General features: G+C 36.9%; 12 protein-coding genes and 1 tRNA gene. 7 read left to right on the plus strand and 6 right to left on the minus strand.

Annotated features, from left to right (window positions below; all coding sequences use genetic code 11):
* Window positions 1–119: 119 nt before the first annotated feature.
* Entirely contained in the window at window positions 120–245 is a 126-nt protein-coding gene (locus tag AAGD99_RS01195; protein ID WP_265026956.1) for a hypothetical protein, read from the minus strand.
* A 58-nt stretch (window positions 246–303) separates the two neighbouring features.
* Entirely contained in the window at window positions 304–1,278 is a 975-nt protein-coding gene (gene fabD, locus AAGD99_RS01200) for an ACP S-malonyltransferase (RefSeq protein ID WP_341822361.1), read from the minus strand.
* Between the two features lie 128 nt (window positions 1,279–1,406).
* Between fabD and rpmE the strand changes: the two genes are divergently transcribed.
* The 4 genes from rpmE to AAGD99_RS01220 all read left to right on the plus strand — a co-directional run bounded on the left by rpmE (window position 1,407) and on the right by AAGD99_RS01220 (window position 5,247).
* A complete protein-coding gene (gene rpmE, locus AAGD99_RS01205; RefSeq protein ID WP_253309449.1) occupies window positions 1,407–1,619 on the plus strand; it encodes a 50S ribosomal protein L31 in 213 nt (70 codons plus the stop codon).
* Between the two features lie 27 nt (window positions 1,620–1,646).
* Window positions 1,647–2,441 (plus strand): NAD kinase, encoded by a 795-nt coding sequence (locus AAGD99_RS01210; protein WP_341822362.1) that lies wholly within the window; start codon window positions 1,647–1,649, stop codon window positions 2,439–2,441.
* A gap of 353 nt (window positions 2,442–2,794) precedes the next feature.
* A protein-coding gene (locus tag AAGD99_RS01215; RefSeq protein ID WP_341822251.1) for an IS630 family transposase occupies window positions 2,795–3,809 on the plus strand; the annotation gives its coding sequence in 2 pieces (ribosomal slippage) (window positions 2,795–3,259 and window positions 3,261–3,809; 1,014 coding nt in all).
* Between the two features lie 82 nt (window positions 3,810–3,891).
* A complete protein-coding gene (locus AAGD99_RS01220) occupies window positions 3,892–5,247 on the plus strand; it encodes a hypothetical protein (RefSeq protein WP_341822363.1) in 1,356 nt (451 codons plus the stop codon).
* A gap of 1,136 nt (window positions 5,248–6,383) precedes the next feature.
* On the opposite strand, the gene AAGD99_RS01225 is transcribed toward AAGD99_RS01220, so the two are convergent.
* The 3 genes from AAGD99_RS01225 to mnmE all read right to left on the minus strand — a co-directional run bounded on the left by AAGD99_RS01225 (window position 6,384) and on the right by mnmE (window position 9,029).
* Window positions 6,384–7,397, minus strand: a complete 1,014-nt coding sequence (locus AAGD99_RS01225) for an NAD(P)/FAD-dependent oxidoreductase (RefSeq protein ID WP_341822364.1) — start codon at window positions 7,395–7,397, stop codon at window positions 6,384–6,386.
* Window positions 7,398–7,565: 168 nt separating this feature from the next.
* Window positions 7,566–7,653, minus strand: a tRNA-Ser gene (locus AAGD99_RS01230).
* Between the two features lie 47 nt (window positions 7,654–7,700).
* Window positions 7,701–9,029, minus strand: a complete 1,329-nt coding sequence (gene mnmE, locus AAGD99_RS01235; RefSeq protein ID WP_264328417.1) for a tRNA uridine-5-carboxymethylaminomethyl(34) synthesis GTPase MnmE — start codon at window positions 9,027–9,029, stop codon at window positions 7,701–7,703.
* 213 nt (window positions 9,030–9,242) lie between these two features.
* Here mnmE and nuoI point away from each other — a divergent pair, with 213 nt between their 5' ends.
* From nuoI to infC, 3 genes are all read left to right on the plus strand, one after another.
* Window positions 9,243–9,725 (plus strand): NADH-quinone oxidoreductase subunit NuoI, encoded by a 483-nt coding sequence (gene nuoI / locus AAGD99_RS01240; protein WP_341822365.1) that lies wholly within the window; start codon window positions 9,243–9,245, stop codon window positions 9,723–9,725.
* Window positions 9,726–9,975: 250 nt separating this feature from the next.
* Window positions 9,976–11,877: a threonine--tRNA ligase gene (thrS, locus tag AAGD99_RS01245; RefSeq protein ID WP_341822366.1), complete on the plus strand. Its 1,902-nt coding sequence runs from the start codon at window positions 9,976–9,978 to the stop codon at window positions 11,875–11,877.
* A gap of 12 nt (window positions 11,878–11,889) precedes the next feature.
* Entirely contained in the window at window positions 11,890–12,408 is a 519-nt protein-coding gene (infC, locus tag AAGD99_RS01250) for a translation initiation factor IF-3 (RefSeq protein WP_264730993.1), read from the plus strand.
* Between the two features lie 28 nt (window positions 12,409–12,436).
* Here infC and nuoF read toward each other — a convergent pair whose 3' ends face one another.
* The gene (gene nuoF, locus AAGD99_RS01255) at window positions 12,437–13,690 is read right to left on the minus strand and encodes an NADH-quinone oxidoreductase subunit NuoF (RefSeq protein WP_253309962.1); all 1,254 of its coding nucleotides are present in this window, start codon (window positions 13,688–13,690) and stop codon (window positions 12,437–12,439) included.
* Window positions 13,691–14,040 lie beyond the last annotated feature (350 nt).

A 14,040-nucleotide genomic window follows, 5' to 3' on the forward strand; every position in this document is an offset into this window, starting at 1 on the left:
GCACAGCTGTTGTAGTTTGAGACACCGGAAAGGTGTCATTCCAGTGCTTGACACTGGAATCCAGATTAAAGATTAAGTTGTAATCTTATATTAAAAATAATATCTTTGATAGTGAAAGATTAGATTCCAGTGTCAAGCACTGGAATGACATCATAGGAGTTATCCGATATTGCCCCCACTATTTTACAGCTACTTGGAATTAAGAAACCGGATGAAATGACAGGCAGTTCGTTGATTTCTTGCATTACCCTCTGTCATTCCAGCTAGGCAGCGTCATGCGCTGGCAAATAGATGTGTTTTAACTTAACCCAACTTTAAATTTTTCGCTGTTAGTACTAATGATTCATTAAAGAAGCTGTCTATATCACCAATATTACCTATACTTTTTGTACTGATAGATTGGTCAATCCTTTTGACTAAATTAGATAAAACTTTATTAGGGCCAATTTCAACAAATTTGTTAATGCCACGGCTTGCCATATACAAAACCATTTCTCTCCATTTCACTCTGCTTATGACTTGTTTAGCAAGTAAAGCTTTTATAACTTTGGGATCACTCTCCTCTTTAGCTGTAACATTTGATATCAAAGGAACTATAGGACGGGTTATTTTAATACCCTCCAAAAATTCCAAAACTTTTTCATCAGCAGGTTTCATAAGAGATGAGTGAAAAGGTCCACTAACCTGTAACTTAACTAATCTCTTGATGTTCAAGTTCTTGAGCAAATCGGGTAATATTTCAAGACCCTCTCTAGTACCACTTATAACCACTTGTCCGCCACCGTTATCGTTTGCAATTTCACAAATTCCGTCAATTTGAACTGATTTCAATATATCTTCCACTTCATTTATCTCTGCTCCAAGCAACGCAACCATTCCCCCTTCACATTTCAAAGAAGCTTCATGCATTGCTTCGCTGCGAACTTTCAGCAGCTTGATTGCAGACTCAAGAGTTAATGCCCCTGCAGCACATAGCGCTGTATATTCACCGACTGAATGTCCACAAACATATTTAATTCCATAATTAGAAAAAAGAGATTCACCAAACACATGCTCGATAACACGTAGCGTCGCGATTGACACTGCCATTATAGCTGGCTGAGCGTTTTCTGTAATGGTTAATTCTTCAATAGGACCGTTGAAGATTAAATGAGACAGCTTTCTACCCAATATGCTATCCACTTCATTAAATACTTGTCTTGCAACGGAAAACTCACTATATAAGCTCTTTCCCATTCCTACAAACTGAGAGCCCTGACCAGGGAAAGCAAAAATCATGATAGTTATTATTTATTCCTTATTAAATATACTACTTTATTTATTTTTTGTCAATATTTTAGAATAATGATTGACTTAGTGAATTAAGTTCACTAGAATATTAACTGACTAAAAGTTTATAAGCAACAATGGCAGAAATTGATTATCATAAGGTTACTATAGTCATGACAGATGGTCAAGAGTTTGAAACTCGTTCCACTTATGGAAAGGAAGGTGATAAGATAAAACTTGATAGGGATCCTCTCACTCACCCTGCATGGACTGGAAGTTTGACAAGCGGGTCAGCAAGTAAAACTAGCAAATTAGCTAAGTTTAACGATAAATATGGAGATATTTTCTAGTTTTTCGCTTCTTTTTCAGAGTGAAGCATGCATAAATACAAAAATATAGGCTATATCGCTTCTGAGTCACTAAAATCGCAGGAAGTATCTAAACTATTAAAGAAACTTAATTTTATCAATATAACAGAAGAAAATAAGTCCGAAATCGATCTATTGATAGTTGTTGGCGGTGATGGCTTTATGCTACGCACCTTGCATAATTACGTTATAGAAAACAAAAACACACACGTATACGGAGTAAACACTGGCAATGTTGGGTTTTTGATGAATAAATGCTTTAGTCGCAGTGAAGATTTAATTGATCATATAGAGCACGCAACTTCAACTCAGTTAACTTTGCTAAAAATGGAAGCAACAGACACAAGTGGCAAGAGATATCATTACATAGCAGTAAACGAAGTATACGTTTTTAGAAAAGCGAATCAAATAGTAGAGATGAATATTACTATTAATGATAAGCTAAAAGTAGAAAAATTTAGAGGGGATGGAGTAATATTATCTACTCCCACAGGCAGCACTGCATATAACTTCTCTGCCGGTGGCCCAATTTTACCACTAAATTCAAACTTACTTGCACTGACCTCTATTAATAGCTATTACCCAAGGCATTGGAATGGAGCACTAATCTCAAATGATACGATCGTACAAATTGACATTAACGACACAAAAAACCGTCCAGCACTTGTAGTATCAGATTACAAGGAGTTTCATAATATATCACAGATAAAAATACAAAAAGACCATGAGAACACAATCACTCTGCTTTTTGACAAAGATGACTCACTCAATGAAAGGATCTTTGATAGACAATTTCTATACTAATAATTATCCGGTATCTGTTCAGATGCATGGCTAATGTACAAATACTGAAACAAAAATTCCAGTGCTCCCTTTCTTGTCATCCCAGTGCTTGACACTGGGATCCAGATTGGGCACTAAGTTGGTAAACACGAAAGCGCTTTACAACGTTTTTGATGGAACTGTGTGAAAGGACTGGATGCCAGTGTCAGCTACTTGCATGACACCCATTTGTTCCTATAGTTGTCTTTTCTCGTCTACCTTATTTTGCCACTCTGCTAAGCAGATACATTATCTGTAATACCAATTCCTAAAAATAAATAGACGAATAAAGAAAAATTTCTAAAATAGAATAATTTAAGAATTAGTGGGGAGTTATGGCAGGAAAAAGTAAAGCAATAGGAGAAGAATTATATAATAAGTGTAACCTGGAATTAAAGAAGCACGGCATAAGAGGAGAGATAGGAAGAAGATTACAGGCAATAATATCTGCAAAAGAATATGGAATAACAAAAGTTGTTCAAATATACCGAATTACTAGAACTACATTGATGAAGTGGATTACAAGATTTAAGGAAGGAGGAGTCAATGCGTTTAAAATACAACCAGGACGTGGAGTAAAGCCGAAGTTGAGCTACAAGCAGCAAGAAGAAATTAAAAATGTCATAGCAGAAGAAGGAGCCAACCTAACGGCTAAGAAATTAAAAATCATAATTGAGAAAATGTTTTCTATTGAGGTAAGTAAGTCTACAGCACATAGACTGATGCAAAAGTTAGGTTTTTCGTATATTACTCCAAGGCCTGTGCACAATAAACAGGATAAAAATAAACAAGAAGAGTTTAAAAAAAAATCTTAATGAAACTATTGTCACGTATCCCGAAAAAGAGCTATTTTTCTTCGATGAGTCGCGGTTTGGCACACATTCAAAGATTGGACACGGGTGGTTTAAAAAAGGCATTAGGACACAGGTTAAGGTAAAATTAGGTAGGCAAAACTTTTATCTCTATAGTGCAGTTAATCCTAGAAATGGAGAGAGTTCTAGCTTATTCGTACCAAACGTCAATACTGATTGTATGAATATATTCCTTGAGCAGATGTCACAATATTTAGGAACAAGGGAGGCATTTCTTGTTGTGGATTGTGCAGGATGGCATAGATCCAAAGGTTTAAAAATACCACAAAATATTACCTTAATCTATTTACCTCCATATTCACCAGAGTTAAATCCAGTAGAGCGTTTATGGCAATATTTGAAAGACAATCTCATTAAAAATAGAATATATGACTCTGTTAGTTTATTGGAGGATACTGTATGTGCATTCATTCGTAATATTACGGAAAGTTCGATCAAAACCATTTGTTCTGTGAGTTATTTGCCTACTTATTTATGAGATTTGGTATAAATTGGTATTTACTACATCTTAATAACTATAGCGTAATCAATGCAGCATAGTAATTAATTTTGGAGTAAATATGCCAGGAACACAAGATCAAGATACAGTAAAACCACTTTCTTATACACCAATAGGTGAAGATGACGGGACGAAGCCAGGAATTCCACCAATACCAGCACTTAGGACAAGTACTCCCAAACAAGCATCGCTTGAAGGAGCAGAAAATTTTACCTCAGATACACTATCACCAACAGCAAGTTTAGGTTTAGGAGGATCATCTGATAATGAACCAGAAGAACCTATTTATGCAACTATAAACCCAGATACAAAATCTTCGAAAAAGAGTTTAGACAGTGGAATAGATAATCAAAGCTCAGGAATGAAAAGATCAGTTTCACAAGAAACGGAATTTAGTGACCCTTGGGATAGTAATAAAACATTAGAAAAACTCCTCGGTAACAAATTTGGTGATCCAGGTACACCTCCAACTCCTTTTACACCAGAAGATGATGCGGACATTGAAAGTAGTGAAGTGGGTTCAGAAACTCCTCTAATCAGCTCAAGCAAAAAAACAAACAGATTCTTGCCAAGAGCAAAGTATGCCATGCAGCAGAAGAGCGTTATAATTTTTGGTGCAAGTGCTATTATACTTGGCACATCTGCAGCTTTATTATACTTACAAGATAAAGCAAAATTTATTGCATTTTTTACAAACAGCCCAAAATATATCACTATACCAGTTATCGCACTTGCTGCGTTGCTTGCAATTAGTCCAATACTTTTTGCAATAAGGCAATTTAGAGATACTGCAGAGCATAAAACTCAAGAAAAAAATGCGGATGGAATTTTAGATGAGGTGTTAAAGCATCAGCCAGAAAATAAAGCTATAAAATCTGTAAGATTAGAGTATAACAACAACACTCATTCAAATTTTATATTTAATGCTTGGGAATCTAAAAACGACTTCATTAACATTGATGAAAAAGTAATTAGTAGAACTAATAAAATAGAATCAGTAATTAACAATAGGCCACTATTTACTGCATTACTGACCGGTGTAGTTGCTGCAAATATAGCACTTCCTTTATTGCTGTACGCGGAAGGCGGTGTTAATAACGTACAAAAATTTTACCAAAACCCTTTGACTAATAACATAGGGTTATCATTGCTTATAGGCTCAGGTGTACTTGCATTATTAGTTGTATGTTTTGGCGTGCATTATTATAACAAAACAAATTGCACTAACCTTATATATTCTCAGGAAAAGATTAACACTAAAAGCGTTAACAAGAAATTCATTGAAGAAATAAAACAAGAAAGAACAGAGGTTCTTGGAGAAAACCACAGTAAAGATGCTAAACGCAGCAGCTTAACGCTTGAGCAAGTTGTAGTCCAATCTCATAATTGTAAGGATGTTGTTTATAGTGTCGGTTAATAAAATGCATGATATAGCTAGTGCAACCCTACGTCATACCGCCGCAGAATAATTAACCGTCATACCGCCGCGGTATCTCAGCCGCTAACAAGAGATCCCGCTAACACGTAGCGGGATGACGAATATACCGCCGCGGTATCTCTTAGCCGCTAACAAGTAGCGGGATACTTAACCATCATCTACACCGTCATACCGCCGCGGTATCTCAGCCGCTAACAAGAGATCCCGCTAACACGTAGCAGGATGACGAATATACCGCCGCGGTATCTCTTAGCCGCTAACAAGTAGCGGGATACTTAACCATCGTCTACACCGTCATACCGCCGCGGTATCTCAGCCGCTAACAAGAGATCCCGCTAACACGTAGCGGGATGACGAATATACCGCCGCGGTATCTCTTAGCCGCTAACACGTAGCGGGATGACGAATATACCGTCGCGGTATCTCTTAGCCGCTAACAAGTAGCGGGATACTTAACCATCATCTACACCGTCATACCGCGATTCATTCGCGGTATCTCGCTAACACGTAGCGGGATGACAGCAGTCCTACATCATATCGTCACGGTATCTCTTGGCATAGATCCCGCTAACAAGCAGCGGGATGACGGTTGTCGTTTAGCTACAAACGTTAAGAAATTTACTAAACGAAAAAAAAGGCAAAAGAAGCCCTAGTCATTGTCTATTTTCAGTATTGGCGTTTTTTAAGCCTTAAACACTGCAATTTAGCTGCTTTTAAATGCAACTAACCTTAGTTTAAATGTTTAAGAAATTTACCAAGCAGAAAAAAAGGCAAAAGAAACCCCGTGGTAATTAGTGTTCACTCTCTAATCCTGCAAATTGGCGTACTATACTGTCTTAAACGACTTATAAGCGCGTTTCAGCTTATGTAGGTAAAAACCCAGAAATGTTGTGAAGACATAAGGTGCACATAGTGCAAAAAATTAAAAATAAGACGCCAACTACGTTGTTTTTTTGCTGTTTAATCTGCACAGATGAAGATAACTGAATACCTTCAGTTTCATGATAAGGGCGCTGGCGGAGTTTGTCAAGCAAGTTTTTTCGTTTCTACTTGGGTAACATCTTTGTGTTTTAGGCAACTGCCTTCGAAAACAGATGCCCCGGGTTATTCCAGATTTACTCACTTTCTTTCCCGTGAATTCCCTTTGAAGTCGAGTATTGAAAATTGACTGGAGAGTTGTGGATTACTTTGTATATGTCATAACAAGCCATGGCACTCTCGGCAAAACCACTTAATATTAACTTTAGTTTGCCTGAATAAGTAGCTATATCTCCGATTGCATATATTCTATCTCTACTGGTTCTAAGTGTAGCTGGGTCGACAATTATGCGGCCATGTTCTAACTCTATACCCCAACTGTTTATTGGACCAAGATTCATTGACAATCCAAAAAATGGCAGCAAAGAATCAGCGGATATTTCTTTTTCTTCCTTAGAGGCAATGTTTTTTACTATCACTGCGCTCAACTGCCCATTACCTCCTGCTAGTTCGTGTAATTGATATGGCACTACCAGTTCTATCTTTCCATCATTTTCAAGTGATTCTAATTTATTTCTAGTTTCAGGAGTGCAGCGAAATTCCTTTCTTCTATGTATCACATAAATTTTCTTTGCAACTTTAGAAAGTTCTACAGTCCAATCAGCTGCAGAATCACCCCCCCCTGCAATGACTATAGTTTTGTCCTGAAAATCAGAAATTTTATTTACACTGTAAAATACAGATTGATTTTCATATTCTAATATACCACTTAAGGGTGGACGGTTAGGTTCAAACATTCCGTTACCTGCAGCAACAATAACAGCCTTACATTTTACCTCTGTACCTGTGTTAGTTATGATAGTAAAGCTTTGATCACAGTTATTCGAAATCTTTTCCACTTTTTGACTTAAATGGTAAACAGGCTCAAATGGTGAAGCTTGCTCCATTAATTGCTCAATTAATTTTTGGGCAGTAATTACAGGATAACCAGGTATATCATATATTGGCTTTTCTGGGTAAAGAGCTGTGCATTGTCCTCCTGCTTGATCCAAAACATCTATTATATGACATCTCATATCAAGCATTCCCGCTTGAAAAGCAGTGAATATTCCAATAGGCCCTGCACCTATTATTACTATATCGGTTTTCATATTCAGATGGTAATCTATTTATAGATATTAGCTTTCTTCGCTAATAAGGTCAATTTACAAAGGGATGTATTTTTAAAAGATGTGGCTAGATTAGATAAGATTTCCAGCGTTATGAACCACATAGTCCAAATAAGCTCTAAAAATCAGCTAACATCGCGGGATGCTGTGCGGACGGAATGGGATTCGAACCCATGGTACGCTCATCACGTACGTCAGTTTTCAAGACTGGTGCCTTAAACCGCTCGGCCATCCGTCCATTTCTTTTCTATCACAACATTTGATTTTAAGCAATCTATAAAAGCTTTACTTGCCCACGCAAAAATTGCTAAACACACTACTCAATATTTCCTCAACATTAATAATTCCAATCACCGCACCAAGTTCAAATGCAGCAAGCCTCAAATCTTCAGATATTAACTCAATTGGATTATCGATATTAAAACGTTGTAAATGTTCCAGTGCTTTCTGCATGTGACTCCTATGTCTTTGCCGAGTAATCACAGGAGTGTCTCTATCATGCCCAAATTTTTCCTCTGCCTTCTTTTTTATGAGAGAGATCAACTTGTTTGTACCTATTCCCTTTAAAATAGAAATAGGTAGAAAATCTACACCGCCAATCAGTATATTTCTGTCATTAATTGCATCGTCAGCTTTGCTCAATACATAAATAGTATCGCTATTTACAACGTTGCAATTGATATTATAACGTTGTTCAAAAGGAAATAGTTCTATTCTTAGATCAGCTTCAAAAGACCTCTTTTTTGCTCGACTTATGCCTTCTGATTCTATCGGGTCTGAACTCTCACGAATTCCAGCAGTATCAGAGAGAATGATTGGGTATCCGCCAATGTCAATATGAGCTTCAAGCACGTCTCTTGTTGTGCCTGCATATTCAGAAACAATAGCAATATCACGCTTGGCTAAGAAATTAAACAGAGTTGATTTACCGACATTTGGTTCACCAGTTATTACAATATGTAAACCCTCACGCAACCTTTCGCCCCGTCTATTATCATTTAAATGCTCTTGTATCAACTGCACGAGAGATTGCACTTCATTATTAATTTTTTTCAATTCACTTTTTTCTGCCCAAATGTCCTCTGGAAAGTCTATATATGCTTCGATTTTGGATTGTATCGTTATTAATCTTTGCCTCCAATTGCTGTATAGTCTCTCCAATTCTCCTGATATCTGCTTAATTGCTTGTTTAGCTTGCATTTTCGTCTCAGCATCAATTAAGTCTGCAATCCCTTCTATTTGCGTTAAGTCAAATTTACCATTTAGAAAAGCCCTAAGTGAGAATTCTCCAGGCCTGGCCATAACAAAAATTTTTGATAATTCCTCCAAGATGATTTTTATGACTGCCTTGCTTCCATGCACTTGTAACTCTATAACGTTCTCGCCAGTGAAACTGTTTGGAGCAGGGAAATAGATGATTATTCCATTATCTATCAATTGATTGGAATCATCATATAGATCAACTAAAGTAGCAAATCTTGGTTTAATTTCTTTCTTAATATGAAAATGATTTAAAGCTTTAAGCGCGTAGTTGCCTGAAATTCTGATTACTGCAACTCCTGACTTACCCAATACGGTCGATAAAGCGAAAATAGTTTCATTTGTGTTTGTCATTATTTATATAAACTACTTAGCAATATTACACTTAAGAAACCAAAATACCTAATTTGAAAATATTCAAAATTTTTATCTATCTTGCTAGTTTATAGTAATATCATATTAATAAATACATTATATAAAAAACTGCAAAGGTCACTCAGGTGAAAATATTTATTTTGAAAACTGATAATATGATTTATAATTATCAACATAGGTTTTAAATATTTTATGCTCAAGAAATTAGTTTGGTATTGGTCTTTTGTAGAGTTAATTAAAGGGTTTGTTATTACATTAAAATATATGTTTAAGCCAAAGGTTACTTTGAGGTATCCTATGGAGAAGGGCCCTTTAAGTCCAAGGTTTCGTGGTGAGCATGCGTTGCGTAGGTATCCAAACGGTGAAGAACGATGCATAGCTTGTAAATTATGCGAAGTTATCTGCCCTGCTCAAGCAATAGTTATTGAAGCAGAGGAAAGAGAAGACGGTAGTCGTCGCACCACACGCTATGATATTGATATGACAAAATGCATATACTGCGGACTTTGCCAAGAGGCATGTCCAGTTGATGCAATTGTGGAGGGTCCTAACTTTGAATTTGCTACTGAAACAAGAGAGGAGCTAATGTACAATAAAGAAAAGTTATTGCGTAATGGTGAAGTTTGGGAAGACGCAATTGCACTCAGGTTAAAAAAGAATAGACCGTACTACTGATGTTAAAAATTTATAGCTTTCAAATCATTCCTCTGTTACCCAGGTGCTGTTTTTCTGTCATTTCAGTGTTCCTTTTTTTGTCATCCCAGTGCGTGACACTGGGATCCAGGTATAAAAATATTTGTAATTTGTGCAATGGACAACAGATTTTAGGAGCATACGTTAAACTAATTTCCATTATAAAAATAAGATGGATCCCAGTGTCACGCACTGGGATGACAAAGAGAGGGTTAGACAAAAGGGTCGATAAATGATTAAAATTACTTTTCCAGCTGAAAAAAGAATAGAAGAATATGACGATAAAGTCACTGGCTTTGATATATTACAACTGGATGCTTTGAAAGAAGCAGTTGCATTGAAAGTAAACGGTGAGTTGTATGATCTCTCACGTGAAATTGAATCTGATACAGAGATAGAGGTGATACAACTGAGTGACGAAGTGGGTTTGGACATAATAAGGCACGATGCTGCTCATATAATGGCGCAGGCAGTGAAAGAGCTATTTCCTAATACTCAGATTACTATTGGCCCAACAATTCAGGACGGTTTTTACTATGATTTTGCTACAGATCGTACCTTCACTACGGATGATCTTGCTGCAATAGAAAAGAAAATGAAAGAGATTGTAAAAAGTAATCACAGATTTGTTCGAGAGGTTTGGACTCGCAAGCAGGCAGTTGATTTCTTTAGTGGTATAGGCGAAAAATATAAGGTTGAAATTATATCCTCTATACCAGAGAGTGAAAACCTAACTGTTTATAGACAAGGCGATTTTGTTGACTTATGCCGCGGTCCACATTCTCCTTCAACTGGCAGAGTCAAAGCGTTTAAGCTTATGAAAGTTGCAGGAGCATACTGGCGTGGTGATTCTAAGGGTCCAATGTTACAGCGAATATATGGCACCGCATGGAGAAATAAGGATGAATTAAACGCTTACCTTGAGTGTCTCAAAGAAGCAGAAAAACGTGATCACCGCAAAATTGCTAAGGATATGGACTTATTTCATATTCAGGAAGAAGCTGTTGGACAGATTTTTTGGCATGAACAAGGATATACTCTATATAATGTTCTTGAGTCTTACATCAGAAAGAAGCTAATAAATAATGGCTATTTTGAAGTAAAAACTCCTATTTTGGTAAGTAAAGAACTGTGGGAAAAGTCGGGACATTGGGATAAATTTCGTGAAAATATGTTCATTGTTGATGAATCTGAAAGCAAAAAGCTAGCAATAAAACCTATGAATTGTCCTTGTCATGTGCAGATTTTTAATTCTCACACCAGAAGCTATCGCGATCTACCAATACGTATGGCAGAGTTTGGCACATGCCATAGAAATGAAAGCTCAGGCTCATTGCACGGACTGATGCGAGTGCGTGGTTTTACGCAAGACGATGCACACATTTTTTGTATGGAAGAACAAGTAAATTCTGAAACTGTAAAGTTTTGTGACCTTTTAAAAGAAGTATATTCAGAGCTTGGATTCAATGAAATTTCTGTGAAATTTTCAGACCGTCCAGATATTAGAGCCGGTAATGATGAAGTGTGGGATAGAGCTGAAAAAGCGCTGCTTGAAGCCATTAAAGAAGCGGGCTTGAGTTATGAACTGAGCCCTGGTGAAGGTGCATTTTATGGTCCAAAGTTAGAGTTCGTTTTGAAAGACGCAATAGGCAGAAATTGGCAATGTGGAACATTACAAGTTGATTTCATTTTACCAGAACGTCTGGGAGCTTTTTATATAGGGGCAGATGGGCACAAGCATCACCCTGTCATGCTACATAGAGCGCTTCTTGGAGCTTTTGAACGTTTTATCGGAATTTTGATAGAGCATTATGCAGGAAAATTTCCAGTTTGGCTTGCTCCAACACAGCTTGCTATCCTGAATATTACAAATGAAGCTGACGGTTACGCCACAGAAATTAGCAATATTTTAAAAGAACAAGGTGTGAGAGTCAAGACTGATTTGACCAATGAAAAAATTAGTTATAAGATACGTTTGCATAGTTCAAACAAGGTTCCTATATTATGGATTATAGGCAAAAATGAAGTTACAAGTAAAACTGTGTCAGTGAGAAATTTAGGATCAGAAAGACAGGAGTCTTTTTCTTTGGAAAAGGCTACTGAATCGCTGTTAAAAAGTATTAATTTGAATTAAGGGAGTTAAAGTTTGCAAGTTAAAAAGAACAATAAAAACAGAATTAATGGATTCATCACAGCTAAGGAGGTACGCTTAGTTGATCATAGTGGTGAAATGGTCGGAATCGTGCCAATAGAACGAGCTCTGGAATGTGCACAGGGTGTTGGTTTAGACTTGGTGGAAATTGCACCTGATTCAACCCCTCCAGTATGTAAAATTCTGGATTATAGCAAACAAAAGTATGATATAAAAAAGAAAGCAAGTGAAGCAAAAAAGAAACAAAAAACATTAACTATAAAAGAAATTAAACTAGGTCCTAATATTGGTGATCACGACTACGAAACAAAATTGCGTCAAGCAAGAGACTTACTTGCCCACGGACATAAAATCAAAGTTACAATGAGATTTAAGGGCAGAGAGCTTATAAACACTGAAGTCGGACTGGAAAAATTAGAACGGCTAATTAGAGACACTGAAGATATTGCAAAGGTAGAATTGGCACCTAAAAGAGAAGGGAATCAATATTTTTTAGCTCTGGTTGCTAAGTAGCAAGACGGCTTAAGAAGTATAAGTAGAGTTAAATTATCGCTCTCTCTTTGATAACATGGCGAAAATGTCTTATTAATCCTTGAATCGGCCAAGCTGCAGCATCACCAAGCGCGCAAATTGTATGTCCTTCTATTTGAGTTGTAAGGTCAAGCAGCTTATCTATTTCATCAGGCTTAATATCTCCTGCCACCATCCTCTTCATAATCCTCCACATCCATCCAGTACCTTCACGGCATGGTGTGCATTGTCCACAGGACTCATGCATGTAAAAGTGTGATAACCTCTCTATTGCAGCTATTATATCAGTTGATTTATCCATCACTATTACAGCAGCAGTACCAAGCCCTGATTGTGCGGTTCTTAATGAATCAAAATCCATTTCAATAGTATCGCATATAGATTTTGGAATTAATGGCACTGAAGACCCACCAGGTATTACAGCAAGTAAATTATCCCAACCCCCTCGCACTCCACCTGCGTATTTTTCAATCAATTCACGTAGTGGAATTCCGAGCTCTTCTTCAACATTACACGGGTTGTTTACATGTCCTGAAATACAAAAAATCTTAGTACCAGTATTATTTGGTTTACCAAGAGATGCAAACCATTCTCCTCCGCGATTTAGAATATCTGGAACCATGGCTATAGTTTCAACGTTGTTTATTGTGGTTGGACAGCCAAAAAGTCCAACACCTGCGGGAAATGGAGGTTTCATGCGAGGAAAGCCCTTTTTTCCTTCAATTGATTCGAGTTGAGCTGTTTCTTCCCCACATATGTAAGCTCCTGCACCCCTATGGATAAACACATCAAGATCATAACCTGATTTGCAGGCATTTTTTCCAATTAAGTTTTCTTTATAGGCTTCCTCAAGTGCTTTTTTTAGAACTAAATATTCATTATAAAATTCACCCCTGATATAAATATACGCAACTGATGCGCTGATCGCTTTGCCGGCTAGGAGAATTCCCTCAAGTAACTTATGTGGCTCATATCGCAATATATCTCTATCTTTACATGTACCAGGTTCTGACTCATCTGCATTGACTACTAAATATGCTTTTGGGAGATTTTTGGGCATAAAGCTCCACTTAAGGCCGGTGGAAAATCCTGCACCCCCTCGACCTCTCAAACCAGATTTCTTTACTTCATCAATGATCTTTTCTGATCCTAAATCTAGTAACTCCTTTGTTTTTTGCCAGCTACCACGTTTTTTTGCACCCTTAAGTAGTGGAGTTTCTTTACCATTTAGGTTGGTGAATATTTTGTCTTGTTCTTTTAGCATGTTTTTCAAAATTTGTGAGTGAAGGAGTAACACTAAAAAAGAACTCCTCTCACGCTTGCTTGTCAATTTGACAAAATTAGCGATATAGAATGCGTTTTATTAATCTTCACTCACGTAAGGATACACACCCAGTTGAGAACTTACAAGAAAAATTAAAGCAAATTTGTAGAATAAAATAGAATTGAGTCAATAAAAGATTTTTTGTTGTTACTAATTTCAACCAAGTTTTCTAATTTTTATAGCTTCCTTCAATCTTACTTTGCTTAACTTAAAATTCTGCCTATCTTCGAATTTGCCATCTACGCTTCTTCATATGCAACAAAGCCGAAGATACTTTAAACAATAAAACA

This window comes from Wolbachia endosymbiont (group A) of Clivina fossor, from assembly GCF_964026865.1.
Taxonomy (GTDB): domain Bacteria; phylum Pseudomonadota; class Alphaproteobacteria; order Rickettsiales; family Anaplasmataceae; genus Wolbachia.

Bases quoted from the DNA above. Each gene is read 5' to 3' on its own strand.
- AAGD99_RS01195 (WP_265026956.1), bottom strand. From the start codon at position 245: ATGCAAGAAATCAACGAACTGCCTGTCATTTCATCCGGTTTCTTAATT.
- fabD (WP_341822361.1), bottom strand. From the start codon at position 1,278: ATGATTTTTGCTTTCCCTGGTCAGGGCTCTCAGTTTGTAGGAATGGGA.
- rpmE (WP_253309449.1), top strand. From the start codon at position 1,407: ATGGCAGAAATTGATTATCATAAGGTTACTATAGTCATGACAGATGGT.
- AAGD99_RS01210 (WP_341822362.1), top strand. From the start codon at position 1,647: ATGCATAAATACAAAAATATAGGCTATATCGCTTCTGAGTCACTAAAA.
- AAGD99_RS01220 (WP_341822363.1), top strand. From the start codon at position 3,892: ATGCCAGGAACACAAGATCAAGATACAGTAAAACCACTTTCTTATACA.
- AAGD99_RS01225 (WP_341822364.1), bottom strand. From the start codon at position 7,397: ATGAAAACCGATATAGTAATAATAGGTGCAGGGCCTATTGGAATATTC.
- mnmE (WP_264328417.1), bottom strand. From the start codon at position 9,029: ATGACAAACACAAATGAAACTATTTTCGCTTTATCGACCGTATTGGGT.
- nuoI (WP_341822365.1), top strand. From the start codon at position 9,243: ATGCTCAAGAAATTAGTTTGGTATTGGTCTTTTGTAGAGTTAATTAAA.
- thrS (WP_341822366.1), top strand. From the start codon at position 9,976: ATGATTAAAATTACTTTTCCAGCTGAAAAAAGAATAGAAGAATATGAC.
- nuoF (WP_253309962.1), bottom strand. From the start codon at position 13,690: ATGCTAAAAGAACAAGACAAAATATTCACCAACCTAAATGGTAAAGAA.